Below are 23,721 nucleotides of genomic sequence, written 5' to 3' on the forward strand. Positions count from 1 at the left end.
TCAAAAAAAGTAAGTCTGGTACAGGTGGTAGATTTCCGCTTCTTCATCGGCATGCAGCAGGCGCACCGGTCTTGCCCCCAGCTGACACAGACTGTTGGGAGACGTGCCGTAGAGCCGACAGGTTAGAGGGCGCACCGGATAGATGCGGCAGCCACTGTGGCAGACATACGGGCAAGTCGTTCCCTGCGCCTCCCCAACTGCCGCACCTATTGACTGCAAATAATTCTTAATCCGCTCGTCCTCGATCCGGGTCCTGGACGGGACCCCGAAATTGCGGCAGCACTCGGTGCACCCCGGAAGGCACTGGAAACCGGGTATGAGATCGTAGATGTCGTTGATGTCCAACAGTTCCCTCCTTCATTGTCTCTCTGCGTAACATAAGGAGTGCAGCGATTGTTTTGAAATTTCGCAGCAAACTATACCGGTCAGCACAATTTTTCAAGACCTTGACCACCATCACCCGCCATACAATCGTCCGGGGCATTGTACTGTGTGTTCTGCTCACCTCGGCCGGCTGGACGGTTTCCGCGGCAGCAAGCTCGATCGCAAACAACTGCCGCGCTCTCCCTCACCTGCTGCCGGTCCGAGCACCGAACGACCCTTGGGGCCACACATCACCCATCGACACCTTTGCCATCGAAAAACTGTCATTCCAATGGGGAGCCCTGCGTTTTGACAATCTTTCCGCGCTCATATCAGTCGAATTCAGTGAAAAGTCAAAATTCTTTGAACTGAAGGAATGCCGCATCAAGAAACTCAGTTTTTCAGGAAACAGCCCCTTGCAGCGCATCGCGCTGGAAAATCTGACCGCAACTGCCAGGGTCTCCTGGAATGGCGAGGATAACCGGCTGACCGTCGAAGCCTGTGAGATCCATCTCCCGCCGTCAGGCATCATACGAGGCCGCGGTGCTTTACCGATCGGCCGCCAAGGCGGCTTTCTCCATGTCGACGGTTCTGACTTGCCCATGGGAGCTACGCTGGCTCGACTGTTTGACCTGGCAGAGGATTTCTCTGTGAATGCTCCGACCGGCATGAAATTAGAGCTGACCATGCCCACTTCCGATCAGTTGAAATTTGCCGGAACAGTGAAGGTTTCCGCCGGTAGATTTCAAGACCCCTCGTTTGCTTACGCAGCCGAGAATCTTGCTGTTTCCCTGGACATGAAAGGCTCCTGGGACCTGGCTCACGACACGGGAAATGTCGAAGGCCACCTCCGCCTCACAACCGGAGAAATGCTCGCAGACAAAATGTACCTTGATTTCACCGAGACGCCTCTGAACCTTGAGATGAATTTGCTGTTTGACGGTCTGACAAAGTTGTCCGTGAGTAACTTGAGCATCCTCCTGGAACCTATCTGGTCAGTCCGGTGCAAAGGTTCCATTGCCGATCTGCCGGACTTGTCGGGACTGGACTTTGTCTGCATTTCTCCGCCCCACTCCGTTGGAACCGCCTGGAACAAATGGATAAAAGACCCCTTTGGAGAAGTCTACCCGGCATTGCAGGGGATGCAGCTGGATGGCCGCTGGAGAAGCCAGGCAAGCCTCGAGGGCAGTCTGGCGGAGCCCGAAGTGCGCGGGTCTTTCCGGTTGGAAGATGTGTCGTTCTTTCACCCGGACTACCTTGCCGATCCCGTCACGATAAACTGTGATTTTCCCTTTTGGTTTGCCCCGATCTCGGTTGCCCCCTCGAAAGACCCACGGGATGGGAGGAAAGGCCTTGTTCAACTGGATAACATCAAACTCCCCTGGTTGAACACCGACTCGTTGACCATGGTGTTTGAAGCTCCAAAAAACGGATGGAAACTGCTCAATGATGTGACCCTGCCCATCGGTAAGGATCAGCTCAAAATCAACCGCCTGGAGCTGAACAATGCCTGGCTCCCGGATAGAAGCGGGCTGTTGGTGATCCTCGCCAATGGACTGGGTTTGCGGCCCATCCTGGAATATCTGTGGGAAATTAAACCGGACGCTGCCTTGACTTCACCGAAGCTGACCTTCAGGCTTGATAAGAACCGTTTGGAATGCCTGGATACAATCGACATGGAGGTCCTTTCCGGCGACCTCAGGGTTGAAAACCTGCTGATTGACAGGCCGCTGGCCCCCGGTCGCGTCATTTCCTTGAGTGCCTTCTGGCAGGATGTGGACCTGCGGGAATTGACCCATTTGACCGATTTCGGAGAAATCACCGGGCGCCTCAAGGGTCAGGTCAACGACCTGCAAATCAGCTATGGCACGCCGGTGGCCTTCGACCTCCTGCTGGAATCCGTTCCTCAGCCGGGGGTTGCGCAGCGGATCAGTCTGGTGGCTTTGGAAAATCTGACCGCACTGGGCGGGGGGGAATCGCCGTTCATGGGACTGGCGGGGGGAGTGATTGGGACCTTCTTTAAAGACTTTTCATACCAAAAAATCGGCATCCGCTGTATACTTCAAAATGACTTTTTCACCATCAGAGGCCTGATCGAGGAAGATGCCACGGAGTATTTGGTCAAACGAGGATTGACCGGCGTTAATGTGATCAATCAGCAGACTAACAACCGCATTTCCTGGAACGATATGATTCGCAGGCTTGAACGGATCAATCGAACCGCGGAGCAGGACGACCCACCAAGACAAGGAGAAGGAAAATGACAGTCACTGTCAAATGGAAGAAAATCATTCCTCTTATGATCTTATTGGGGCTGTTTTCTTGCGTCACGGTCAACATCTACTTCCCCGCCGAAGAGGTTCGCAAAACAGCGGAGGAGATTGTGGGCGAAGTGCGCGGCCAGACAGAGCAAACAGCGCCGCAGAGCTTCCTCGGGAATCAGCTGTTTGCTTTGGTCCGTTTCTTTGTTCCCCGCGACGCCCATGCACAAGCGGAAACCACCGTTTCCAACGCCGCCATCCGCGCCGTGAAAGAACGATTGAAGCAGCGCGCTGGGCAGCTTGCTCCATTTTTCGATCAGGGAATTATCGGCGAGAGCAATAACGGATATGTCCGAATTGTTGCATCGGGCAGCCTGGACATGAAACAGAAAGCCGCCGTGAACCGTCTGGTGGAGGCTGAAAATAGAGATCGCAAGCAGCTCTATCAAGAGATAGCGCGCGCGTTGAATCTCGATGCCGGACAACTGAATCGAATTGAGTCCATTTTTGCCGGTGAGTGGCAACAGACCGCCCGGCCCGGCTGGAAGGTAGAAAAAGCGCCGGGGCAGTGGGTGAGTAAGTAAACATCAGCCGGGCAATCAGACAATCTCCCTGGCCAGCTCCCATTTTTCCGGAGACCGCCACAGGCGTGATTTCAGGAGCTCACGGAGGTGCACAAATTCCTTCGGCAGGCGGTCGTAAAACATGTCGAACAGCTCTTCGTGCGCCCTCGCCTCCTGAGCGGCCGCTTCGCGCGACACCGACATGAGTTCATAGAAGGTTTCCGGATCGAAGTCGAGCCCCTGCCAGTGGATGTCTCTGTGCCTGGGCATGTAACCGATCGGACTTTCGACGCCGTAGCCTCGGCCCTGCACGCGATCGATGATCCATTTGAGCACCCGCATGTTTTCTCCGAATCCCGGCCACAGGAAACGGCCCTTGTCATCCCGGCGAAACCAGTTGACACGAAAAATGCGCGGCGGGTCCTGCAGATGCCGTCCCACATTCATCCAGTGATTCCAGTAGTCGGCCATGTTATAGCCGCAAAAGGGAAGCATGGCCATCGGGTCCCAGCGCACCGGCGGCTGCCCTTCGGCCGCCGCTGTGGCCTCGGAGCCCATGGTGGCTGCCAGGTACACCCCGTGGGTCCAATTGTAGGCCTGGAAGACCAGCGGTATATTCTTGCTCATCCGCCCACCGAAAATAAGGGCCCGTATGGGAACACCCTCGGGATTGTCCCATTCCGGATCGAATGTCGGGCACAGCCGGATGGGCGCAGTAAAGCGTGCATTGGGGTGAGCAGCCAGGCGCCCGCAGTCCGGGGTCCAGTCCTGTCCCCGCCAGTCGATTAGATGGGCCGGGGGCGCATCGGTCATTCCCTCCCACCACACGTCGCCGTCATCGGTCAGTGCAACGTTGGTGAAAATACAATCCTTATTCAATGAAAGCATGGCATTGGGGTTCGATTTCATGGAGGTGCCGGGAGCCACCCCGAAAAAGCCGGCTTCCGGATTGATGGCCCGCAGAGTGCCGTCATGCCCCTCTTTAATCCACGCAATATCATCCCCGACGGTGAAAACTCTCCAGCCTTTGAAGGCTTTGGGAGGCACCAGCATAGCAAAGTTGGTTTTGCCGCACGCACTGGGAAAAGCGGCGGCCACGTAAGTCTTTTCTCCATTTGGATTCTGCACACCCATGATCAGCATGTGCTCTGCCAGCCAGCCTTCGTCTCTGGCCATCACCGAAGCAATTCTCAACGCGAGGCACTTTTTGCCAAGCAGCGCATTGCCTCCGTACCCGCTGCCGTAAGACCAGATCATGCGTTCTTCGGGAAAATGACTGATGTGTGTGTTGTCCGGATCACACGGCCACGCAACATCCTTTTGCCCCGGCTCCAGAGGGGCCCCGACCGAGTGAACGCAGCGCACAAAAGGCCCACGTTCGCCGAGAACATCGAGTACCGCCTGACCCATTCGGGTCATGATGCGCATGTTGGTCACCACATAGGGAGAATCGGTGAGCTCGACCCCGATTTGCGCAATGCGAGAACCCAAAGGCCCCATGCTGAAGGGAATGGCATACATCGTGCGACCCCGCATACACCCCGCAGACAGGGCGTTGAGGCGGTCCTTCATTTCGGCCGGATTCATCCAGTTGTTGGTCGGCCCGGCATCGGCCTTGTTGATGGAACAAATGAACGTTCGATGCTCAACACGCGCTACGTCCCGCGGATCGGAGCGGCACAGGTAGCTGTTGGGACGTTTTTCCGGATTGAGACGGATGAAGGTGCCGGTCTCCACCATCTGCCGGCAAAGCCGGTCATTTTCTTCCCGACTGCCGTCGCAGATGTGAATGTGATCCGGCTTGCAGTGTTCGGCGGTTCTCCTGATCCAGTTGAGGAGCCGCCTGCAATTGGTGTGAGCACCAGTCATTGGTCTATTTTTCATGGATTTTCTCCAGCGCAGTCAATCTGCGCAAACGGACAGTTCGACTCACCATGGCTGCTGAGCCGGCGGCCGCGCCGCAGGCGTTGTTCTGCGCTGCCCACCAACAGCAGGAAACAAAGACCATGGATTCAGATCTGTCCTCAATTGGTAGCAAGTGCCGTCACCGCTGTCAAGGAGAGATAAGCAATGAGCGGGTCGGATGGGAGATTCAGGTTGCGGCTGCATTATTGTTGCCCTATCTTCCACGCATCAATGGGAAGGTTGAAGTGCTTGATCACCTGGTTCATACTTTGCCAGAAGGCATCATCTTCTTTTCTTTCAAATATAAGAACAAGCCCCGCCCGTTTGTCCGTCTTCAGCCCATAGAAAAGCGCGCGACCGATAGCCCTGTCCCAGTTTGCAGCCGGTTCGAACTTGATGGCATGAGTCTCCGTCAGACAGTCGATGAGCGTCTGGTCGGCAAGTACCCGGCGAGCCAGCCCGCCATGTTCTTCACACCATTTGTCCTGGCGGTACCCACTGAGCTCCTTTTGCACCAGCGTCTCCATCAGGCTCATGGATGCCGTCTCAAACGGCCTCAGGACCGAGAGCAAAAGCAATAACAAAAGCATTTTCCGATGCATGATAAAGCTCCCCTTAAATCCTGGCATGAGTCGCCTGCAAGAAATGTGGGACAATTATTTCCCACTCAGGAACTGTCTCAAAAATCCCTCCCACCGTCACCCCGGCTCAGGCTCGGAGCCGGGCACTGCTGATAATCCCGGATGCCGGCATTGGCCGGGATGGTGCACGGCCAAGGGTTGCTATATCTTAAGACTGCTGCTGAATATCATAACCCCGGGCTTTTGTCTGCTCACTCGGTTGACTTGCCGACAGCAATTGGATGAAACTCGTTTACTCGCCCCTGGAAAAGCACTATAAGGCTCTCAATTGGCCTGCAGCCTCCGGGGGGAAAGTTCCGGAGTGCTGAAAAACGAAGCAAAAGGCAGGTGTTGCGATGTGCGCAGCAGCCAGCCGGGAAGCCATGGATTGACCAGGTCCGAGCAATGCTGCCCGCAGGTGCTGCGAGCGCCCCTGACTCTATCGGCATGAGGGAGGATATGGAAGAACTATGAAAACCATAGGATTGATCGGGGGAATGAGCTGGGAGTCGACGGCCGAATATTACCGGATCATCAACCAGGAAGTCAATCGCAGGCTGGGAGGATTCCATTCAGCTAAAATACTGCTTTATTCGGTCAATTTTGAAGCAATCGAAAGTCTGATGCAAGCAGGAAAATGGGACGAGATCGGCGGGCAAATGGCTCGGATCGCCGCTACTCTTGAGAATGCCGGGGCCGAACTGGTGATACTCTGCACCAACACGGTGCACAAAGTTGCGGAACGGATTGACCGGGCCACGACCATTCCCTTCATTCACATTGCGGATGCCACCGGCGAGGAGATCCAGCGACACGGGCTGAAACGAGTGGGGCTGCTGGGAACCCGCTATACCATGGAGCAAGATTTCTACAGGGGGCGTTTGGCCGAAAAATTTGGGCTGCACATCCACATTCCCGATGAAAAGGCCCGAGTCATCGTCAATGACGTGATCTTTAACGAGTTATGCAAGGGTGTCATCAATGAGAGGGCGAAAGTTCAATTCTTGCACATCATTGAAAGCCTGGTTGCAGAAGGCGCGGAAGGCATCATCCTGGGCTGCACCGAGATACCTCTGCTGATTAAACAGGAAGAGAGCCCCGTTCCGCTGTTTGACACAACCCGCATCCATGCCCTGCGGGCCCTGCATTGGGCGCTCGCCAATGCCCATCCATCTGCGGGGGAAATTGCGGGTGCGACGGGCGGCCTAACGTAGCATACGGGATCTCTTCTGACCCACAGCCAGGATACGTGCAGGACTTCGACATGCATCTGTTCCCTTTGAACACTTGTAATTTTCACCCCAAACAGAGGACTCTGGCCATACTTTTGATGCTTGCAGCAGCCTCCCTGTTCACTTGCCTCAATCTCATCATTGACCTTCTGGAGTCGCATTTTCGCATCTGGGATATCGGATTTTATCGATTCTTTGGGGGGCTGGTGCTGCTTTTCATACTGTCCGGGCGGCATCACAATCCCTACCGGGGAAACCATACGCGGTTGCTGCTCATCCGCGGAATCTGCGGCTCGGTGGCCTTTCTGTCTCTGGTTTCCAGCATTCGACTGCTGCCGGTGTCGACAGCCCTCGTGCACTTCTACACGTTCCCGGCCTTTGCTGCGATATTTTCTGCGGTTCTGTTCGGCGAACGAATTTCAAGGGCGGCGCTGATGTGCATCGCTGTCGTCCTGATCGGCATCTCGATTCTATTTGATTTTACCCTCAGCGCAAACTTGCTCGGCCAGTTGCTGGCCATCAACGGAGCCGTTTTTGCCGGCTTGACCATTGTTTTGATCAGACGGCTCAAGGCAAACAACAATGCCGCCATCATCTATCTCTATTTCTGTACCCTGGGTCTGATCGTCTGCCTGCCGATGTACCTGCAGTCCCCGGTGTTTCCGGCGGATGGCAAGGAGTGGCTGTTATGCAGCGGCATTGTGCTCACCTCTCTGGCTGCGCAGCTCGCCATGAATCAGGGTTTCGCTTATTGTCGCAGTTGGGAGGGCGGACTCTTCATGACTAGTGAAGCGGTGTTTACCGCGGCCGCGGGCATCATGCTCCTGGGCGACCCGCTCAGCTGGCGTTTTCTGACCGGCGGAGTGCTGATTCTGGGCAGTGTGGTCGCCATGAATTTCGTAAAAGACCACCAGCAAACACAACTCGCTCACGCAGCCGGTTCCAGTCCAGCCGCGGGCAGACCTGTCGCGTCCGCCGCCTCTGCAAAGGAGCCTGAAGACGGCACTCATTAGTTTCAACGCTCCGTTTCGACAGGTTTTTTGTCGACAGGAAAAACGTTCCGGACCATTTCTGCCGCCGCGACGATTGCCTGATTCTTGACACTTGGTCCCCCTGATTTACCAAGCACTCCCAATCTAAAATCTGAAATCCAGGGCAAGGTAGATACGATCGCGCAGCTCTCCTTTGACCTTCAAGTTCCATTTCTTGGCCGCGTTGGCAGAACCGTAAATGTTGCCCAGGTAAAATGGTAAGCCCACTCCGACAAGTACTCCGGCCACCGCATAATACTCCGCACGAATGCCGGTAACGGCTCCGGTAATCCACAGGCCGTTGATCGCAAAGGCAGTGACGCCGTCGCCATAATGAGCTGCATACATGTACCCGCTGCCTGGAACGAGGGCCGACAACACAGCCGCAAGCACCTCAGATTTTTGTGGAATCTCCTGGTACTGATGCAATAGAGCGATCGCCTTGCCGGCCTTTTGCGCACTCTCTTCGTGAGGATACCGTTTGATCAATTGAACCAATCGACTGGAGCTCGCCGCAATATTCTCCTCGTCGAGAGCCACCAGGGAGGAACCCATCAATGAGAGCGGCGCATAGCGGGAATCGGGGTGAGATCTGGCCAGATCATCAAAAAGCATTCGCGCGGGTTCCAGTTGCTCGGCCCGCCAAAAGCAGAGAGCCTCAAAAAATTGTGCTTCGTCAAGATACTCGCTTTGTTTGTATTTGGCGCGCAGAGAGGAAAATGACTCTGCACAATCCTGGTATTCCTCCCCTTTGTAATAGGCCATCCCAATCTTATACCAGGCGTAGTCCGCATTCTGCGAATCAGGAAAAAGAATCAACATCTTTTTGTATTCGGTGACTGCCCGATAATATTCTCCTTCGTCCATGAATGCGTCCCCAAGCCGGATTTGAACCTCGTCCGTCAACCAAATGCCCTTTTCCGCAGCATAAGCCGAAAGATGGCCCACACTGAAGACCAGGGGAGTCAATAAGAGCAGGCAAAAAGCATTAACGCGGCTGCCGAATGACATTCTTGGATGGGGGATCATAGAGCTTTCCGTTGGGCAGCAGAGTATAATCGGGACCAGGCTTTTTCCAAACATTACAGCGGGTAAGGCGATCGCCAATCATTATGAGGGCGATCCAGGGATCCTGCTCGCAGACCACTTCATAGGCATAGGTTGAGCACGAGGGTCGGAATCCGCATCGGTCTATTCCTCCGGTGGGCGCAATGGTGCTCTTGTAAAAGCCGATGGCAGCCTTGAAAACAAGCTTCATACACGAGCTCTCCACTGTTTGATCGTAAGCCCGTGTCGGTCGATTTTGCGCCGGTCCCTTCATCAGAATCGAGGTTTCCGCTGCTCCGAGAGTCGCCTTGACCAGGCAGAACCATGCCCCACCAAAGATGATCATGCATTTGATCCAACGCGGCATTGTTTCGTCTCATTGAGCAGCAGTAAGTGTGCCTCTGTGGTTACTGCTCGCCAAGCAGTTTCCTTTTACCGGCCTCGAATTCTTCCCTCGTGATGATTCCCTTTTTGTAGGCCTCTTTGAGATCGTCCAGCTGCTTTCCCAATGTAGGAGCAACAGTCTGTTGCGCCGGAACCTGCTTCTCCACAATGATTTTTTCCTTGGAGGAGCTGCCACCGCAGCATCCAGCCAGGTGGAGGCCCGCCAGTAGCAGCAATACAATGGTCAACATCCTGCGAAATTCCATCCCCTAAACTCCCTCCCCTTTCAGTGACATCGATGTGCCCGCAAGAAAATTTCATTTTAGCAATGCTCATCATCTAACGCAATTGGCAAAAAACAGGAACACAACGCCATGCGCTCGGTCATTTGTGGGATTGCACCAATTCGCTGAAAACAATCATAGGATCGGTTATATTATCAATAAGTGCATTCACCGGAAAACTGAGTGGCAGGAGGTGATTTCAATGGAAGAAATTTATCGCCAGAAAGAAAAGGAAAAGCGTGAAAAGGAAAAAAGCCGCGACGAAAAGAGCTTGTGGCTGCGCCTCTTTTGTCCTGAACGCAGATGCAAGATTCGCGACTTCACTGATCTTCCTTAATAAAATAACCCTGACATAACTATCGCTGATTTACACAGAGGGGGCCAATGCGGATGAATTCGGTTGACCTCCTTTGATGTATCCTGAGCGCACCTCCCTGCCTTCGTTTTCGTTGAGCTACTCCCAAGGCGCCGGGCCTGCGGTGGCATAGTCTCTTGGGCCGGATGCTTAATCCAGCTATTCCAGCAGCAGGAGAATCGATGGCAAAAAGCCGACCTGCCTGCTGCTTATCATTGCAGGGTAAAAGAGAATCCACGGGAAGTCCTCAGGCTCTCCATTTATTAAGCTGCGGGCGCTGCACCAGGGTCCCCAGCCGGCGCTATTGTAGGCCCTGACCCGCCAGTAGTAGGTGATGCCACTGTTGGGAAAACCGCTCACTGTCCGCGAGGTATCGGTTATAAGGGCATTGTCGTAAGTCAAGGAAAAAAAATGTCGAACTGGTGCTGACCTGGAGATGATACTGGGTGGGGCTGCCGGTTGGCGTCGTCCAGGAGAAGGTGATGGAAGTTGCCGAAACTGTGCTCCCATCGGCCGGCGAGGAGAGGGAGGGCGCACCGGGCAAACCGATCGGAGGGAATACATTGGCTGCATACTGACCGACATAGTTGCCCGCGGGATCGTACTGACAAACGCAGATGCTCTGATATGTGCCGGGGCATCCGGTCACACACCCGCATCCTATATGTGCGGTACTCTTCCATACAACCTGTGTGAAATGACCTATCGGTTCGTTTGGGTCTAAGCTGAATCCGGGATTGCTGTAATCATAATATTGCTCTTCCGCGTACCAGCGGTCCACCACTCCCTGCGGGGTTTGATTGTAACCGGCAAAGGCTATATTCTCTCCGTATGCTGAACCGGAATGGACGAGCGGGCAGGAGTTGGCATAAGTCTGAGCGCTCGTTCCGATGGTCGAGTTCCAGATCAAGGCTGGTGATCCATGCAGGGCCCGGTAATTGTTGTGTGCCTGCAGCCACTGCTCAATCTCCGCGGTAGTGGCGCAAAAAGCCTTTGGGCTGAAAACGAAAAACAGGCCCGCAGCAAGTAGCGCAACCATTGCAGCCATAAGGTAGTTGGGCTCGTTCTACACTCGATCCTCCCAGTAGTCTGGTTCTCTGTGCAGGTTTGCAATAGCAATAACGAGTATCTCCGCATTTCTTATCTGGTAGATGATCCCATATGGAAAGCGGCGCGTTTGACACCTCCGTGTCCTCTTTGAGCAGGGATGCCATGCTTCCGGAAACCGCACAATCCTATCCAGAGTCTTTAAGACTTCAGTAAGAAAGTCATCGCCAAGCCCGGCGACTTCATAGTTGTAATACTGTATCGCCTCGTCGAGCTCGATCTCGGCAATTTCCAAAAAGCGGATGCGCATCCCGTATCCTATCTATACTTGTTCAGCACCTTTTCTAAAGTCACTGCCTTCATTTTGCCCTTTTCATACGCATCGATCCGACTCTCAGCCTCTTTTGCCCACAATTCGTCGATGTCCTTATCCGGTTTGTCCAAGCTTGAGAGTAGTTTGTCGATCAATTCGGCTTTCTGAGCCGGTTTCAGAGTTAATGCTTCCTTCAACACTGTATTTGGATCGGCCATTGTCAACTCCTTTGTGTATGCAAATAACGAAATCGCCGAAAAGAACAAGCAGAGATCGCGGCATTCTCTTACGTACGCCCTTCTTATGGTAGACACGCATCTTGAGTTGTCCAAAGTACGAGATATCGAGAGAACCTAAGGAGAACCTAAGGGGACGTCCTTTAGTCTTTTAGTTTTACTCTCCGGACTCACGATCCGCCGATTTAAATAGGCAGTAGTTGTGCTCTGCCACCATTTCTTCTCCTCGTTTTACGGAAAAAGTCACAGCTGCAGGAGAGATATTAAGCTTGCGCGCCAACTCAGCCTGACTGATCCCAAGCTCTCTTGACGCCCAGTAGCAAAAAAGACTCCGCGCACGAACCCTGTTGCGATCCTTGCCCGCCGTCCACAGGTTGGATTTGTCCAGTTCCAGTACTTCGCACACCCGCTCGGCCACCTTATCAAGGTTGAATCCCTGAGCACGCACTTTGTGTCTCCGCTCCATTTGCTCCCGCGCTTGCAGAAGCACCTGTTCAACAAAGTCCCCGTCGCCTAAGATTCGTTCGTCTGATTTTTGGAATATTTGCGCTCTGCGCATCGCCTTCACCTCCGCCCATCCCCCGCTGCTGCGTAACAAACCGCCCCCGGTAAGATCACTGCGACGGCCCTGTTTAATGCCTTCCTCAACAAAAGCTCGATAGCGGCGACGGGCCACCGAAACTTGTTTGGCAAACAATTCCAGCACCTCATCGATTTGCTGCCAATCATTTTCAAAATGACCCATAATCACACCATGACCGCAGTAGCCATAGCGGTCCAAATCTTCAACAGTTGAAACGATCCCGGCTCGTAGCGGATTCAGGTGAAGGTAGCGGACCAGCTCAAGAAAATACTGATCTCTTTGACAAAGAATCGACTTGTACCGGTTTTGGAAAAGGTGGCCGCTACGCCGGTGCCTGCGGTTGTACGACACCGCATAGCCGGTAAGCAACCGCCGCATCACCTGAGATATTGGCACCAAGCCACTTTTAAGTAACAGATGAAAATGGTTGGGGATCAAAGTCCAGGCATAACATTGCGTTCCCGTTTCTTTGAGGATGATCCCCAATCGTTGCACGAAGTTATCCCGGTCGGACTCGTCCTGGAAGATCCGCCGCCGTTCAATTCCTCTCGCAATGATGTGGTGCAAAGCACCGCCCGCGTCTATGCGTGAGTTCCTTGGCATGGCTATCTATTTATCACAGACCGGCTCCGTTAGAAACTAAAAATCTAAAGGGCGTCCCCTTACCCATGCATCGCGGCAGTGCTGCACCGCCTGCTGAAGAATATGGGACGCGTTCTGCCGTTCTATGTGACCTTTCAGATCGCGCTGCTGTCCTGCACAATGAATTATTTGATGGCCCTGGGGGGCTTGAGTGGGGTTGCCGCCAAAGTCTATCTCCTTTCCCGAGAAAAGATCCCCGCCAGCAATACCCTCTCCATTTCCATGGTGCACGGATTCCTCACCAACACGGTGGCCGTCGTTTTCATTTACCTCGGATTTTTCTTCCTTTACAGCAACTACAAGATGAATACCCGCCAAATGGAATTTGGCATCGTCATCTTATTCGTTGCCTTTGTGCTCACCTGGCTGACCATACAGATCCTTGTCCACGAGGCCTTCCGGAAAAAACTTTGGCAGTGGATCATGCGCTTTGCCCAGGCCGTTCCCAAAAAGCTTCTGCATCCTCGCTGGCTGCAGCGAGACCGGGCTACGGGGTTTTTCGAAAATTTCAACGAGAGTATGAACCTGCTGGTCAAAAATGCCCGCATGCTGACTGCTCCCGCCACCTATGCCCTGATGGACTGGCTGCTCATGTTCCTATGCCTCAAATGCTCGTTCCTGGCGGCCCATTATCCCGTCGATAATAGTTCCTTGCTGGTTGGTTTTTCGGTCGGCATCTTTGCCACTCTTTTTTCACTGACCCCAGCGTCCATAGGTTTGATGGAGGGATCCATGGCAGGTTCGTTCTATCTAATGGGGTTGGACTATGATCGCGCCTTGATGGCGACTTTAATCTACCGATTCGCATACTATGTACTGCCGATTTTTGTCAGCCTTTTTTACTACAAGAGATTTTTCCCCGATCGAGGAGAGACCGCCCGCACGGCATCCTCCGATACGGATGCGCCGTGATGTGGCTGCAATAACTGCCTGCTAGGCCAGCTTGCCGGACAGCATGCTGAGCGGCCAAAGCAAAAGAGGCTGCCAGAAGGTGTCCACCTGCACAAAATCACCCTGTTGGAATACTTCCTCCAATACCAGCTCGGGGTTGTTCTGCCACTTCAGCAGGGGGGACTCGGCTGAACTGATAACGAACAGCATGGGGTCGGGTGTGCTGTTCGGAAGAATCTTTCCTTGCCATGTGAATTCGTATGCTTCTTCGACCGGGTCACCTGCAGGGAAGCTAATGTAGCAGAAGTGGAATCGGCTCCAGGGCATGACCGGCCTCACCAAGATTGTTCTGCCGTCCGGCCATGATTCGAAACGTGCGAAGGGAATCGGGACCAGCAATAATGCCACGATGATTATGGTGACCCAGCGGTCCCAGGACTTGGCCTTTTTTTGATAGAAAGTTTCATTCAACATGTGTCAACGGAGACTCGAAAGCTGATGATGTCCAATGAAGGCGGCTGCCGCAGCCGCTCATCCAAGCAATTTGCCCGGCGTTCATGGGGCTCTTCGCACCAGGGGATGATAGCAGATGGGAACGGTGTTCGACAACCATGAACCCGCGACGCCCTCGCTCAGCTGGATTTATACGGTCAGGAGGCTGTCCGAAGCTCCGTTTCTGTTCGGGGAAGGGGCTGCAGAGTTAGCCCTGCAGTTGTTGACCATAATGGATCTGCCGGATATGAATAACCCCGAACGGTTTGAATGCATCCCGAGGAGGAAAAAATATGCAGGCAAGCAAAGATGCTGACTGGCTGAGTGCTTTGATAGAAGAATTCATCCTGGATTGGAAGCGATCGCAAGGGGCAGACGACTACTGGCGGCCGCCGCTGGTGGGCGTTGCCTCGGCAAACGACCCGCTGCTGGCAGAGTTAAGGCGGGTGGTAGATCCCGACCATGCCATGCCCGCTGAAATCCTTCCCGGGGCCGAGTCGGTCATTGTGTTCTTTTTGCCGTTTCAGCGCTGGCTGGGCGAACAAAATGACGGGCACGGAACGCTGGCCTCCCAGAGTTGGGCGGAATCCTACATAACGACAAATCTCCTGATTGGCGCCATCAACGAACATTTGAAGGCACGATTAAAGGACCGGGGGCATCTGGCCGCGGTCACTCCGGCAACGCATAATTTTGACGAAGCCAAACTCGTTAGCCGGTGGTCCCACAAGCATCTTGCCTACCTCGCAGGGCTGGGTACTTTCGGCCACAATCACTTGCTCATAACCTCTTCCGGCTGCTGCGGCCGCCTGGGCAGTCTCGTCACCACCATGCCGCTTGCGGCAACGGTGCGCCCGGAGGCCGAATGGTGTTTACAAAAAGCCGGCTATGACTGCCTTGCCTGCGTTCCGAAATGCAAGTACGGCGCCCTGCATGAAACGCGTTTCAGCCGACAGGCCTGCTATCGGCAATGCCTCAGGAACAACGCCCACTACAGCCATTTGCCGCTGGTGGATGTTTGCGGCAAATGCGCCTGTGAAGTGCCGTGCAGCTATCAAATTCCCGACAAGCCGGCGGCATCGGATGCATGATAAATGATCGGGCCGGGTCGGCGCTCACTGGCCGAAGTAGGCCGTGATGCTCGCCTCCGCCAGGATTTTTCCGTGAAGCGCGTGTTCGAAACCCTTGAGACCGGCGTCCCTGCCGATGGCTACCTTGGACACTTTGAGCGCATATAGGGTAATGATGTAAGGATGTTCGCCGGTTCCTTTGGGAGGTTGAGGTCCCCCGTAACCCATGCTTCCATAGGAATTCTTGAGTTCCACCGAACCTGCCGGCATGCTCCTGCCGGAAGCTCCTGCGGGGATCGATCGAACGTCGGCGGGAATATCGACCACCAGCCAATGGACCCAGTTATTTGCCACCGGGTGGAGGTCAACGATGGATATGGCAAAGGATTTTGCTTCCTTGGGCGCATCCTTCCAGTTCAGCGGCGGAGAGATGTTTTCTCCCCCGATGGCCCTCATGACATACTGCGGGGGAATGCGGGCGCCGTCTTTGAATGCGGGTGACAAAACCTGCATTGGGCCTTCTCCGAAGCTTCCGTCAACCAAGGTCAGAGTCATGATGAGTGCGCACACGAAAAACAAAACCGCCCGTCTCGTCATAGCCAAACCTCCTTTCCGGGTCTGCAAATCATCCAGTGACAGAACTGCTAATCCCTATAGCCGCGCAACAGCGTCTCGCAGATGATCAAGCCATATTTCCACGATTTCGGGGTATTCGGCCGTGCCGGTTAGCATTATTTCGCACCGAAAACCGTTTCGGGTAAGCACCGACTTCCAGCTTTCAGGGTCTTCCCCCGCCATGTCCTTTCTCGCGTGTTCGCCCGCTACGGCCATAAAAGGCAGCAGGTAGACCTTGCCGAGGTTTTTCCCCTGCAGTTTAGGCAGGATGTCAATCAAAGCCGGATGCCCCTGGACCGTCGCCACATAGGTGTGGGGCGAGAGGTCCTGAAAGATCCAGTTCATTGCCGAGTAGAGCGCATCGGCAGGGTGGTTCTTGCTGCCGTGCCCCATGAAAAGGACCGGTTCGTCGGGTTTGCGAGTTTTTGGGATTTGCTCGATCAAGGCTTTGGCGACTCGCTCCAGGTCATTTTGCGAGGAAAGTAGAGGGGGGGCCACCAAAATGCGCTGGAAGCCGCCGCTCATTTCGCCGAACAGCTTGGCATTGCGGCAGAGTTCATGAAATTCTATGCCCGGTATAGTGTGCAGCGAGAGTACCGCTGCATGGGTGAAAGCTTCGTCCATCAGGCGGGCCAGAGCGATTTCGGGCGAGTCGAGTCGGATTCCCTGCCTTGCCAGCTTTGCACGAATCGTTCTCGAGGTGTAGGCCCATCGAATTTCTGTGTCGGGAAACGCCTTTTTCACCCGCCGGTCGATATGGTCGAAGGCTTTCTGAGCTTGAGGTACGCTGGTGCCGAAGGCAACCACTAAAATGGCTCTGTTCATCGCGTGCTTTTCCTCTGGAAGTGCAGATCAACACCTTAAAAACCAAGATATATGGGATCGGCAAAAATATAAAGGCGGTTCTTTCGCATGACTCAGCCGCATAGCCTGAATGGCCGTCCTTCTGCCCTGATGCTGCTCGCGACCAGATCATAACTTGCCCTCAGGCAGGATATCTGCTGCATGCCGCGGGTAAGCATATACCACCACCCATAAGCGAGTTCACTTTCGGAGGTCGCCAAACAAACGTCGTCGGCCTCGAGCCGTTTTTTCTCGGCGCTCAGATCCATCCATTCGTCGAGTTCTTCGCGTCCTTCTGCAACATAGAGAATGATTCCCTTTTTCATGCATAGCTCCTTTTCTTGTGGACAGGGCCCTTGCCTGCAAGGGCAAGTTTGCAAAAAAAAATCCCTAGAGCTGGTAGCTCTAAGGATTGCACCCCGGTTTGCTTGGTCCCGCTGAGAAAAGTCAAACATCAACCCGTGCCGACTTCACTCACGTTCAGGCAGGTATTCTGGCTCTCGGTTCAACCTGGTCGCCACACCTTCCCGGTTACCCAGTGGCTATTGCGTGGCGTTCGTCCCCGATTACAGCGGCGGGACCGCTCCCGACTTGCACGGGATTCCCTATTAAGCTTTCCAGCGCACCTGAACGTTTTATAGAGATCAAAGCGACTCTTAGCAGGAGCCCGCCACGGTGTCAAATCAATTTTGGGCTCAGTTCAATCTTGCTTTTAGGGTGAGCCTGTGTTAGGAAACTCAGGTTTCAGAGTCGGGGCGTAGCGCAGACTGGTCAGCGCACCTGCCTTGGGAGCAGGGGGTCGGAGGTTCAAATCCTCTCGCCCCGACCAGAATTGTATGAAAAAACAGCTACTTGAAAATTTTTCAAGTGGCTGTTTTTTGCTTACAATCGGGTTTGTGTCACCTATGTGTCACTTTTTAAAATCATAGCAAATCCAGGCACCTACGGAAAACATTCATAAAATCCAAGAAATTTCTCACGTTTTTCCAAAATTGGCTAAAGTATTTATCTAGTAACTCTAGTATATTAGTAACTTTTGTACCTGCGGGAACTTACTTTTGCGGCAGGTGTTCTGGACTTGGCACAGTATGTCTCTATTGCCCCTCTTCATAACCGTTTTTAACCGCTTGAGAGAGGCAAATGCATAAGCGCGTAAGGCGCTAAATCGCCGAAGACTCTGTATCCGAATACGATCTTATTGCGAGTTTCAAGATCCATCTTCAGAATCTCTGTCGCATCCTGAGAAATCAAAATAGCTAAGTTTCTGGATTTGCTCTTACATAAATTTCGGCAGATTTCATCCTAGCCCCTCATTTCTGAGAGCCGTTTTTTTCACTTTAAGGAATGCGCGACCAACCAGTGAAAGCCACGGCTAAGCTATATTTACACGAATTACATACTTATCGTGTATTGACAGCACTGCCCAATGCACCTAAGTTTTTCTCGCAACAGGCATTATTGATGCTGAGACATTTCTATAGGAAGGGAGGGACTTCCTGCAATAACAACCGTTTTCTTTCAAACAGGTTTTCTCTTATTTTGTTCAACTTGACCGGCGACAACAGTTTTTGTTTTTGCTTCGATGCCATAATTCTCCTTCAGTACTCGTCCGAGGTGCAGTGTGTCAGTCCAGCACAGCGGAGTGGCTGTAAGTACGTAGGAGTTCTGCGCAATCCTTTATGCCCAGGATACTAGCGACCTCTTTTCTCAGATTCGCGTATTCGACAGCTTCACCAAATTTGGGTTCACAAAGAACTTGCATATTAATGAGTCTCTCCAAGATTGCTCTTCTGAGTTCCGAATTTTTGTTCCTCTCTGCAGTCCGAAGAAATGTCAGAAGACAGCTCACGTCAGCGCAATTGTTGACCAATTCAAAATCGTTCATTTCAGCCCTCCGTAATCGAAACCGTTGAGCCTCTCAGCTTTGAAAGTTCCACCTGCTATTGTTTTACGGTCTTCATCATGAGAGCCTGCAATCTCCTTTGTCCTGCTGTTAAAATCAAAACCAGACCAACACGAGAAGAATTTCCCAAGCGATGACGGCATGCCAATTTGGAATAATCGACCAAACCAGTTCCCGCCAATAATCGCAGGGATTCCCGCCAGGATCAACATCCCAATTCTCCGTGCCCAAAGCTGAACCATTCAGAACCCTCCTCTCAGTATTGGATAAATTCCTAAAAGAGTGTTCGTTCAAGCCAGCATTGACATGCCTGGATTGCCGTCAAGCTAAGTCTGGTTTTGGACTTGAAGGGGATCCAATACCGGTCCGTTGAAGAGCCTGGGTGAGCCGATTCGGGCTCACCCAGAAAAGGATCTCCTAGACTTGCTTCACCTCGATCTTCCTCCGCTTGGCCGATTCCGCCTTGGGGATCTTTAGACGGAGTACACCGTCCTTGTAGGTGGCCTCAATGCCTTCCTCCTTGACTTCGGCGGGAACCGTAAACGTACGGCAAAAGGAACCGAACTGCCGCTCGATAGAGTAGTGGTTCTCATCCTTTTGCTCCTGTTCTTTCTTTTTCTCTCCGCTGATGCTCAATACATTTCCGGACAGATTAATGTCGAGGTCCTTGGCATCGATCCCCGGTAGATCGGCTCTGACGACTATGTGATCGTCTGTTTCCGAAATGTCGAAAGCAGGCATCAAGTCTCCGGTCTCTCCAAAATTGGAAAAGAACCGGGACGATGACAAATCGTTCATCAACCGATCAGTCCAGTCCAAAGATGGAAATCTTACCAAAGATTCTTCTCTTCTACGTCGAGGTGCTAACCCGAGCATACTCAATACCTCCTTTCACCATTTATTTCAGGTGATTAACCAGTTTTTGATAAAAAATAATCCACTCGGAAAATCTGTCAAGGGGGTTTTTACATTGCAACGAAACTGAATTCATAGAGCAATAATTTGGGAATGCTTTCTTCCTCGAAAGCAACCAGGCCCGTTACTAAGGTGGTTATCAAAAGAAAAAGCGGGGAAATTTCGCCGCTTCGTGAAATGACGGCGAACATAATTTCTACTTCAGCCTACATCAACCGTGATTTTCTTGCTCCTGGAAGATTCAGTTTTGGGAATGGTTAACTTGAGAACGCCATCCTTGTAGGTTGCCTCGACTTCGTCCGCGTAAACCTCCCTGGGTAACGTGAAGGACCGGCTAAATGCGCCGAATCGCCTTTCAATGCAGTGTTGGCACTCGTCCTTTAATTCCCGCTTTTCCCTTTTCTCAGCCCTTACGGAAAGGACTTTTTGTGGCGAAATGCTCAACTCCAGATCTTTTGGGTCCACTCCTGGAACATCGGCCTCCCCGATGATTTGATCATCGGTTTCCGAGATGTCAAATTCCGGCATCCACTCGCCCGCTTCACTCCGCATTGATGGCATGAGTCTCGCAAAAAGCTTTGAAGGCACCATGTCATCAAAGAGACGATCAATCCGATCGCTCAAATCCGAAGCTGGGGGCGACAACGGGGATAGCCGCTTGCTGCAGGGTACCAACTCAGACATAACTGATACCTCCCTTCTCATTTGATGTAAATCTTTTAGACTACAATTTTGCCGTTAACCAATTTTCCCTTACTCTTGAGTCCTTTGCCCACCGTTTCCTCTCTCTACTCAGGCGGTGGGCAATCGCCGTCATCTCCTGCACTGCCTTGCAAAGTCTTCCTTATTGGGCTCTGTGCTTGATTTGGCACTTGCAAAATTGCTCGGTGAAACAGTTTGGCACCGGTCGGTTGCACTCCGGGCAACGGCTAAGCTCATCATTATCCACCGTTCCACTCGATCCCAAAGATTCCGCCCAAACCGCATGCATCGCTCAAGTGTTCGCGTTCATGGAAAAGCATGTCGCTTTACCCTCCACGTCGTAATACTTGGTGAAACCACAGTTGGGGCATCTTACTTTGAAGCGGCCTCGGCCTGTCGAACGAGCTAATTCTTGATGCTGCCGGTCGTAAAGATTCTTGAAGCAATAAGGGCAACCACTCAGCTTTGCGATTCCGTGCGTTGGGTAAATTCGAACTATCGTCGCCATGCAAGCCTCTCACTTATCACCCAGAAAAGACTTCTCCTTTCTCTCACTCAAGCACCGTAATAACTTTGAGTTTGAAAGCTTTTTTCACAGTTGTGCTCTTGACGGCCGCCCCGCCTGTCCGGCAATGAATCGAGCTTCGTCTTGTTCAAAGCCTCGTTCGCGTCAACCCGAGCAACTATACCTCCCAGTTGTTGAACTTGCTTCTCGATCTCGGGTAATCGGTTCAATTGCATTTGCAGCGAGTTAATTTTACTTTGCTCGTGCTGTTTGCGGTTAAGAATGTGCTTGCGTGCTTGATGATCAAGTTTGCCACACATTCGTTCACTCAAAAGATTGTCATATATCTCAATCAATTTGAAATGAACATGCAGATCCTCCTGCATGGCTTGCAACCTTTGGATTTCGCCAAGGATGTTTTCCAGTTGCGCGCGCACTTTTGCGCGTTTTCCGTCTAGTGCTGCGCGATTAAAGGTCTTAAGGGCTGCCAGGGTCAAGTTTTTGAGGTATTGTAAGTTTGAGCCTGTTCGGGCTTCTCCGCTTTTGCTGTCTTCCTTGAATGTCACGGACTAGCCTCCACTGTTAGCATGCATGACATGCCAAGGGCCTCCAGGCGGCTCATTCTTCCGCCATTGCAAGAAACCTGTAATACGTTGCCCTCGATATCTTGAGTGCTGCGCAAATCTGGTTGACTGTGATGTTTTCATCGAGGCTCATTGCCTTTGCCGCTCGAACGCGTGGGTCGCTGGCAAAGATGGGTCTTCTTCCCCCCTGTCTGCCCCTGGCGCGGCCGGTCGCGACGCCGACCCGGGCGCGCTCCTGAAGCAGACGGCGGCCGAATTCGGCGAGGCAAGAAAAAACGTCTGACACCACTTCGCCGTCACTCTGTGTTGTGTCAATTACCGCGTCGCACAATGACTTGAAGCCGATTTCCCGGTTCTGCAAGTCCTCAACGAAATTGACAAGTTGAGAAAGGGATTTTCCAATGCGGTCAAGTCGCCACACAACTAAAGTGTCACCTGCTTGAAGCTCATCCAGGCAATCTTGCAGTCCACTCCAGGTGTCTCTGACGACAATGGCCTCGTCACTGAAAAGCAGCTCTTCACTCACTCCAGCCTTCCGCAAATCCTCTATCTGGGGTTCGAATGACCGCTCCAGCACTGATATCCGTGCGTATCCGACAAGCCTTCCCATTGCCGTCCCTTCGTATTCAACTATATTTGATTTATGAAATATAAAAAAACACAGACAAAAATTAGCAGCTGGGGGACAAAAGTCAATGGAAAATGTCGGTTGATCATTCAATAAAATTAGATTTTTTCACACGATGAGCTCTATGCTTCAGTGATGCTTTGATCCTTTTCTACTAAGTTTTTTGAGACTATTTACTTGACAATTTTCGAAGCTGAACTAAATTTTTTTATGGACGCAGCTCCTGCGTGTTGTGGCTATCTCGTTAAGGATTCAGGGCATTTCGGTCTCATGGCGCCGGATAATCTGGAGCAAACAAGGCACAAGCTGTTTCTCGAAAAGGCTCAAGAGTTGTTTGGGCCGAGGGATGCGGAATCGATTCTTCGCGCCCTTAATTTTGCCAGGGGAAAACTCCGTTGGGATGGAAACATAGCATTCTCGACCGCCCAGCTGCTTATGGATCAAGGAGCGGATTCACTGACTCTGGCTGTTGCTTTGCTGGCTCCAACCGTATGGCTGGGTCGCGCAGACCTGCACGAGATCGGGAAATTGTTCGGCCCTGGAATCGCTACCGCCGTTGGCGAAATCGACTTTCCTGTTACTTCTCGAACGGATACGGAGCATAATCGCCGCTCTGATCTCCACAAATCACTCAAATCCCTTACCGGAGACACTCGCAGAGCTCTTCTCAACATTTCCTTTCGTCTGATCCAACTGGAACATGCAGTGGAATGCGGAACCCATGATGCCCGTGATGCCGCCCGGGAGGCCGTGGACGTCTATGTGCCCATTGCCAGCCGACTCGGTCTTAGAGAATTGTGCAAGCGTTTGGAAAATGCAAGTTTTCTCATTCTCGACCCCGTGGCTTATGAAGCTTTGGAAAGAAGAGTTAAACCAATCAGGGAAGAGGACGAGGCTTGCCTACAAATTCTGCATGAAGGGGTAGAGCGGCTTCTGAACAAAAACGGCATTAAGTGCATTGTCCAGGGAAGAACCAAAAGCCTTTACTCCATTCACTGCAAGATGCTCAAGACGGGTGCGACCCTTGATGCGATTATGGACCGGATTGGCCTGCGCATCATCGTCGGCAAAGTCGCCGAATGCTATTCCGTACTGGGACTTTTGCACACTCATTACCGGCCGATCCCTGGCACGTTTGACGATTACATCGGACTTCCTAAGGAAAATGGTTACCAATCCCTTCACACCTGCGTATACCCGGTAAGGGATATCTCCCGCAAGCCTATCGAATTCCAGATCCGCACCGAGTTCATGCATATCGAGGCCGAATATGGTACGGCCGCTCATTGGCGTTACAAGACCGGAGCCGAAAGCGCAGAAACTGCTTACAGCCAGACTCGATGGCTGCAAGCTCTTGTTGGGCAGCACTGTTCTGCGCCCAGCACCGATGAGTTCCTCCGATTGCTTCACCGGCAGGTTTATGAGGATCATCTGGTGGTATTCGGGAGGGCAGGCCTGATCGCCAGGCTTTCGGGAGACGCAACTGTGCTGGATTATATCAAAAGGTATTGTCCAGATTGTTCTCACCAAACCCAAGTGAAGGTGAACGGAACAACGGTGCCTCTGGACCATAGGCTTTGCGATGGAGACACAATCGAGATCGTTGCAGAGAAAAAAACGGATGAAAGTCGAGCGAGCGCCCAGCGGGGAACAGCTCTTTCAGAGGCAACGCCGGCACGATAAACTGGTCAGGATATTAGACCATGG

At 52.6% G+C, this 23,721-nt stretch carries 27 protein-coding genes, 1 tRNA gene and 1 riboswitch; of the genes, 9 read left to right on the forward strand and 19 right to left on the reverse strand.

The window, feature by feature from the left end:
* A complete protein-coding gene (locus K1V27_RS01950; protein ID WP_258927840.1) occupies window positions 1–345 on the reverse strand; it encodes a YkgJ family cysteine cluster protein in 345 nt (114 codons plus the stop codon).
* Window positions 346–398: 53 nt separating this feature from the next.
* Between K1V27_RS01950 and K1V27_RS01955 the strand changes: the two genes are divergently transcribed.
* Together K1V27_RS01955 and K1V27_RS01960 are read left to right on the forward strand one after the other, a co-directional pair.
* The gene (locus tag K1V27_RS01955; RefSeq protein ID WP_258927841.1) at window positions 399–2,627 is read left to right on the forward strand and encodes a hypothetical protein; all 2,229 of its coding nucleotides are present in this window, start codon (window positions 399–401) and stop codon (window positions 2,625–2,627) included.
* Window positions 2,624–3,208: a YdbL family protein gene (locus K1V27_RS01960; RefSeq protein ID WP_258927842.1), complete on the forward strand. Its 585-nt coding sequence runs from the start codon at window positions 2,624–2,626 to the stop codon at window positions 3,206–3,208. Before K1V27_RS01955 ends, K1V27_RS01960 begins: the two co-directional genes overlap by 4 nt.
* Before the next feature lie 15 nt (window positions 3,209–3,223).
* Here the strand turns inward: K1V27_RS01960 and K1V27_RS01965 are convergent, their stop codons facing one another.
* Both K1V27_RS01965 and K1V27_RS01970 read right to left on the reverse strand, forming a co-directional pair.
* The gene (locus K1V27_RS01965; protein ID WP_258927843.1) at window positions 3,224–5,071 is read right to left on the reverse strand and encodes a phosphoenolpyruvate carboxykinase (GTP); all 1,848 of its coding nucleotides are present in this window, start codon (window positions 5,069–5,071) and stop codon (window positions 3,224–3,226) included.
* A gap of 224 nt (window positions 5,072–5,295) precedes the next feature.
* Complete coding sequence (locus K1V27_RS01970) at window positions 5,296–5,694, reverse strand: hypothetical protein (protein WP_258927844.1); 399 nt, start codon at window positions 5,692–5,694, stop codon at window positions 5,296–5,298.
* Between the two features lie 488 nt (window positions 5,695–6,182).
* Between K1V27_RS01970 and K1V27_RS01975 the strand changes: the two genes are divergently transcribed.
* A complete protein-coding gene (locus K1V27_RS01975; protein WP_258927845.1) occupies window positions 6,183–6,926 on the forward strand; it encodes an aspartate/glutamate racemase family protein in 744 nt (247 codons plus the stop codon).
* Window positions 6,927–6,976: 50 nt separating this feature from the next.
* Complete coding sequence (locus tag K1V27_RS01980) at window positions 6,977–7,957, forward strand: DMT family transporter (RefSeq protein WP_258927846.1); 981 nt, start codon at window positions 6,977–6,979, stop codon at window positions 7,955–7,957.
* 123 nt (window positions 7,958–8,080) lie between these two features.
* On the opposite strand, the gene K1V27_RS01985 is transcribed toward K1V27_RS01980, so the two are convergent.
* From K1V27_RS01985 to K1V27_RS01995, 3 genes are read right to left on the reverse strand one after another with little or no spacing between them, the layout of a single operon-like run.
* Window positions 8,081–9,004: a tetratricopeptide repeat protein gene (locus tag K1V27_RS01985; RefSeq protein ID WP_258927847.1), complete on the reverse strand. Its 924-nt coding sequence runs from the start codon at window positions 9,002–9,004 to the stop codon at window positions 8,081–8,083.
* A complete protein-coding gene (gene yidD, locus K1V27_RS01990) occupies window positions 8,964–9,389 on the reverse strand; it encodes a membrane protein insertion efficiency factor YidD (RefSeq protein WP_258927848.1) in 426 nt (141 codons plus the stop codon). Before yidD ends, K1V27_RS01985 begins: the two co-directional genes overlap by 41 nt.
* A gap of 40 nt (window positions 9,390–9,429) precedes the next feature.
* Window positions 9,430–9,672: an SHOCT domain-containing protein gene (locus K1V27_RS01995; protein WP_258927849.1), complete on the reverse strand. Its 243-nt coding sequence runs from the start codon at window positions 9,670–9,672 to the stop codon at window positions 9,430–9,432.
* 220 nt (window positions 9,673–9,892) lie between these two features.
* On the opposite strand from K1V27_RS01995, the gene K1V27_RS02000 reads away from it, so the two are divergent.
* Window positions 9,893–10,027 carry a hypothetical protein gene (locus K1V27_RS02000; RefSeq protein WP_258927850.1) on the forward strand — a complete coding sequence of 45 codons (135 nt, stop codon included), beginning with the start codon at window positions 9,893–9,895 and terminating at the stop codon, window positions 10,025–10,027.
* A gap of 319 nt (window positions 10,028–10,346) precedes the next feature.
* On the opposite strand, the gene K1V27_RS02005 is transcribed toward K1V27_RS02000, so the two are convergent.
* The 4 genes from K1V27_RS02005 to K1V27_RS02020 all read right to left on the reverse strand — a co-directional run bounded on the left by K1V27_RS02005 (window position 10,347) and on the right by K1V27_RS02020 (window position 12,827).
* The gene (locus tag K1V27_RS02005; protein WP_258927851.1) at window positions 10,347–11,093 is read right to left on the reverse strand and encodes a CAP domain-containing protein; all 747 of its coding nucleotides are present in this window, start codon (window positions 11,091–11,093) and stop codon (window positions 10,347–10,349) included.
* Window positions 11,094–11,111: 18 nt separating this feature from the next.
* Window positions 11,112–11,402 carry a type II toxin-antitoxin system RelE/ParE family toxin gene (locus tag K1V27_RS02010; protein ID WP_258927852.1) on the reverse strand — a complete coding sequence of 97 codons (291 nt, stop codon included), beginning with the start codon at window positions 11,400–11,402 and terminating at the stop codon, window positions 11,112–11,114.
* A gap of 8 nt (window positions 11,403–11,410) precedes the next feature.
* Window positions 11,411–11,623, reverse strand: a complete 213-nt coding sequence (locus K1V27_RS02015) for an addiction module protein (RefSeq protein ID WP_258927853.1) — start codon at window positions 11,621–11,623, stop codon at window positions 11,411–11,413.
* A 175-nt stretch (window positions 11,624–11,798) separates the two neighbouring features.
* The gene (locus K1V27_RS02020; RefSeq protein WP_258927854.1) at window positions 11,799–12,827 is read right to left on the reverse strand and encodes a transposase; all 1,029 of its coding nucleotides are present in this window, start codon (window positions 12,825–12,827) and stop codon (window positions 11,799–11,801) included.
* 78 nt (window positions 12,828–12,905) lie between these two features.
* Here K1V27_RS02020 and K1V27_RS02025 point away from each other — a divergent pair, with 78 nt between their 5' ends.
* Window positions 12,906–13,778, forward strand: a complete 873-nt coding sequence (locus tag K1V27_RS02025) for a lysylphosphatidylglycerol synthase transmembrane domain-containing protein (protein WP_258927855.1) — start codon at window positions 12,906–12,908, stop codon at window positions 13,776–13,778.
* Between the two features lie 21 nt (window positions 13,779–13,799).
* Here K1V27_RS02025 and K1V27_RS02030 read toward each other — a convergent pair whose 3' ends face one another.
* Window positions 13,800–14,231, reverse strand: coding sequence for a hypothetical protein (locus K1V27_RS02030; protein ID WP_258927856.1), 432 nt, complete (start codon window positions 14,229–14,231; stop codon window positions 13,800–13,802).
* Between the two features lie 311 nt (window positions 14,232–14,542).
* On the opposite strand from K1V27_RS02030, the gene K1V27_RS02035 reads away from it, so the two are divergent.
* The gene (locus K1V27_RS02035; protein ID WP_258927857.1) at window positions 14,543–15,340 is read left to right on the forward strand and encodes an epoxyqueuosine reductase; all 798 of its coding nucleotides are present in this window, start codon (window positions 14,543–14,545) and stop codon (window positions 15,338–15,340) included.
* A 24-nt stretch (window positions 15,341–15,364) separates the two neighbouring features.
* On the opposite strand, the gene K1V27_RS02040 is transcribed toward K1V27_RS02035, so the two are convergent.
* The 3 genes from K1V27_RS02040 to K1V27_RS02050 form a co-directional block, all read right to left on the reverse strand.
* Window positions 15,365–15,916 (reverse strand): YbhB/YbcL family Raf kinase inhibitor-like protein, encoded by a 552-nt coding sequence (locus K1V27_RS02040; RefSeq protein ID WP_258927858.1) that lies wholly within the window; start codon window positions 15,914–15,916, stop codon window positions 15,365–15,367.
* Window positions 15,917–15,970: 54 nt separating this feature from the next.
* Complete coding sequence (locus K1V27_RS02045) at window positions 15,971–16,759, reverse strand: sirohydrochlorin cobaltochelatase (RefSeq protein ID WP_258927859.1); 789 nt, start codon at window positions 16,757–16,759, stop codon at window positions 15,971–15,973.
* 92 nt (window positions 16,760–16,851) lie between these two features.
* On the reverse strand, window positions 16,852–17,103 hold the full coding sequence (locus K1V27_RS02050; RefSeq protein ID WP_258927860.1) for a hypothetical protein: 252 nt from the start codon (window positions 17,101–17,103) through the stop codon (window positions 16,852–16,854).
* A gap of 140 nt (window positions 17,104–17,243) precedes the next feature.
* A riboswitch (cobalamin riboswitch) is annotated at window positions 17,244–17,422 on the reverse strand.
* A 106-nt stretch (window positions 17,423–17,528) separates the two neighbouring features.
* Here K1V27_RS02050 and K1V27_RS02055 point away from each other — a divergent pair.
* A tRNA-Pro gene (locus tag K1V27_RS02055) sits at window positions 17,529–17,606 on the forward strand.
* Window positions 17,607–18,658: 1,052 nt separating this feature from the next.
* Here K1V27_RS02055 and K1V27_RS02060 read toward each other — a convergent pair.
* The 5 genes from K1V27_RS02060 to K1V27_RS02080 form a co-directional block, all read right to left on the reverse strand.
* Window positions 18,659–18,922, reverse strand: a complete 264-nt coding sequence (locus K1V27_RS02060; protein ID WP_258927861.1) for a hypothetical protein — start codon at window positions 18,920–18,922, stop codon at window positions 18,659–18,661.
* A gap of 175 nt (window positions 18,923–19,097) precedes the next feature.
* Window positions 19,098–19,421 carry an Hsp20/alpha crystallin family protein gene (locus K1V27_RS02065; RefSeq protein WP_258927862.1) on the reverse strand — a complete coding sequence of 108 codons (324 nt, stop codon included), beginning with the start codon at window positions 19,419–19,421 and terminating at the stop codon, window positions 19,098–19,100.
* Between the two features lie 375 nt (window positions 19,422–19,796).
* Window positions 19,797–20,279 (reverse strand): Hsp20/alpha crystallin family protein, encoded by a 483-nt coding sequence (locus K1V27_RS02070; RefSeq protein ID WP_258927863.1) that lies wholly within the window; start codon window positions 20,277–20,279, stop codon window positions 19,797–19,799.
* A 573-nt stretch (window positions 20,280–20,852) separates the two neighbouring features.
* Window positions 20,853–21,368, reverse strand: a complete 516-nt coding sequence (locus tag K1V27_RS02075; RefSeq protein ID WP_258927864.1) for a hypothetical protein — start codon at window positions 21,366–21,368, stop codon at window positions 20,853–20,855.
* Between the two features lie 52 nt (window positions 21,369–21,420).
* Window positions 21,421–21,996, reverse strand: a complete 576-nt coding sequence (locus K1V27_RS02080; protein ID WP_258927865.1) for a recombinase family protein — start codon at window positions 21,994–21,996, stop codon at window positions 21,421–21,423.
* A gap of 288 nt (window positions 21,997–22,284) precedes the next feature.
* On the opposite strand from K1V27_RS02080, the gene K1V27_RS02085 reads away from it, so the two are divergent.
* Window positions 22,285–23,697, forward strand: coding sequence for a RelA/SpoT-related domain-containing protein (locus tag K1V27_RS02085; protein ID WP_258927866.1), 1,413 nt, complete (start codon window positions 22,285–22,287; stop codon window positions 23,695–23,697).
* The last annotated feature ends 24 nt before the right edge of the window (window positions 23,698–23,721 follow it).

The organism is Desulfoferrobacter suflitae (assembly GCF_022603395.1).
Taxonomy (GTDB): domain Bacteria; phylum Desulfobacterota; class Syntrophobacteria; order Syntrophobacterales; family Syntrophobacteraceae; genus Desulfoferrobacter; species Desulfoferrobacter suflitae.

Coding starts and splice junctions, on each gene's coding strand:
- K1V27_RS01960 (WP_258927842.1), top strand. CDS start 2,624: ATGACAGTCACTGTCAAATGGAAGAAAATCATTCCTCTTATGATCTTA.
- K1V27_RS01965 (WP_258927843.1), bottom strand. CDS start 5,071: ATGAAAAATAGACCAATGACTGGTGCTCACACCAATTGCAGGCGGCTC.
- K1V27_RS01970 (WP_258927844.1), bottom strand. CDS start 5,694: ATGCATCGGAAAATGCTTTTGTTATTGCTTTTGCTCTCGGTCCTGAGG.
- K1V27_RS01975 (WP_258927845.1), top strand. CDS start 6,183: ATGAAAACCATAGGATTGATCGGGGGAATGAGCTGGGAGTCGACGGCC.
- K1V27_RS01980 (WP_258927846.1), top strand. CDS start 6,977: ATGCATCTGTTCCCTTTGAACACTTGTAATTTTCACCCCAAACAGAGG.
- K1V27_RS01985 (WP_258927847.1), bottom strand. CDS start 9,004: ATGATCCCCCATCCAAGAATGTCATTCGGCAGCCGCGTTAATGCTTTT.
- yidD (WP_258927848.1), bottom strand. CDS start 9,389: ATGCCGCGTTGGATCAAATGCATGATCATCTTTGGTGGGGCATGGTTC.
- K1V27_RS01995 (WP_258927849.1), bottom strand. CDS start 9,672: ATGGAATTTCGCAGGATGTTGACCATTGTATTGCTGCTACTGGCGGGC.
- K1V27_RS02000 (WP_258927850.1), top strand. CDS start 9,893: ATGGAAGAAATTTATCGCCAGAAAGAAAAGGAAAAGCGTGAAAAGGAA.
- K1V27_RS02005 (WP_258927851.1), bottom strand. CDS start 11,093: ATGGCTGCAATGGTTGCGCTACTTGCTGCGGGCCTGTTTTTCGTTTTC.
- K1V27_RS02010 (WP_258927852.1), bottom strand. CDS start 11,402: ATGCGCATCCGCTTTTTGGAAATTGCCGAGATCGAGCTCGACGAGGCG.
- K1V27_RS02015 (WP_258927853.1), bottom strand. CDS start 11,623: ATGGCCGATCCAAATACAGTGTTGAAGGAAGCATTAACTCTGAAACCG.
- K1V27_RS02020 (WP_258927854.1), bottom strand. CDS start 12,827: ATGCCAAGGAACTCACGCATAGACGCGGGCGGTGCTTTGCACCACATC.
- K1V27_RS02030 (WP_258927856.1), bottom strand. CDS start 14,231: ATGTTGAATGAAACTTTCTATCAAAAAAAGGCCAAGTCCTGGGACCGC.
- K1V27_RS02035 (WP_258927857.1), top strand. CDS start 14,543: ATGCAGGCAAGCAAAGATGCTGACTGGCTGAGTGCTTTGATAGAAGAA.
- K1V27_RS02040 (WP_258927858.1), bottom strand. CDS start 15,916: ATGACGAGACGGGCGGTTTTGTTTTTCGTGTGCGCACTCATCATGACT.
- K1V27_RS02045 (WP_258927859.1), bottom strand. CDS start 16,759: ATGAACAGAGCCATTTTAGTGGTTGCCTTCGGCACCAGCGTACCTCAA.
- K1V27_RS02050 (WP_258927860.1), bottom strand. CDS start 17,103: ATGAAAAAGGGAATCATTCTCTATGTTGCAGAAGGACGCGAAGAACTC.
- K1V27_RS02060 (WP_258927861.1), bottom strand. CDS start 18,922: ATGGTTCAGCTTTGGGCACGGAGAATTGGGATGTTGATCCTGGCGGGA.
- K1V27_RS02065 (WP_258927862.1), bottom strand. CDS start 19,421: ATGCCTGCTTTCGACATTTCGGAAACAGACGATCACATAGTCGTCAGA.
- K1V27_RS02070 (WP_258927863.1), bottom strand. CDS start 20,279: ATGTCTGAGTTGGTACCCTGCAGCAAGCGGCTATCCCCGTTGTCGCCC.
- K1V27_RS02080 (WP_258927865.1), bottom strand. CDS start 21,996: ATGGGAAGGCTTGTCGGATACGCACGGATATCAGTGCTGGAGCGGTCA.
- K1V27_RS02085 (WP_258927866.1), top strand. CDS start 22,285: ATGGCGCCGGATAATCTGGAGCAAACAAGGCACAAGCTGTTTCTCGAA.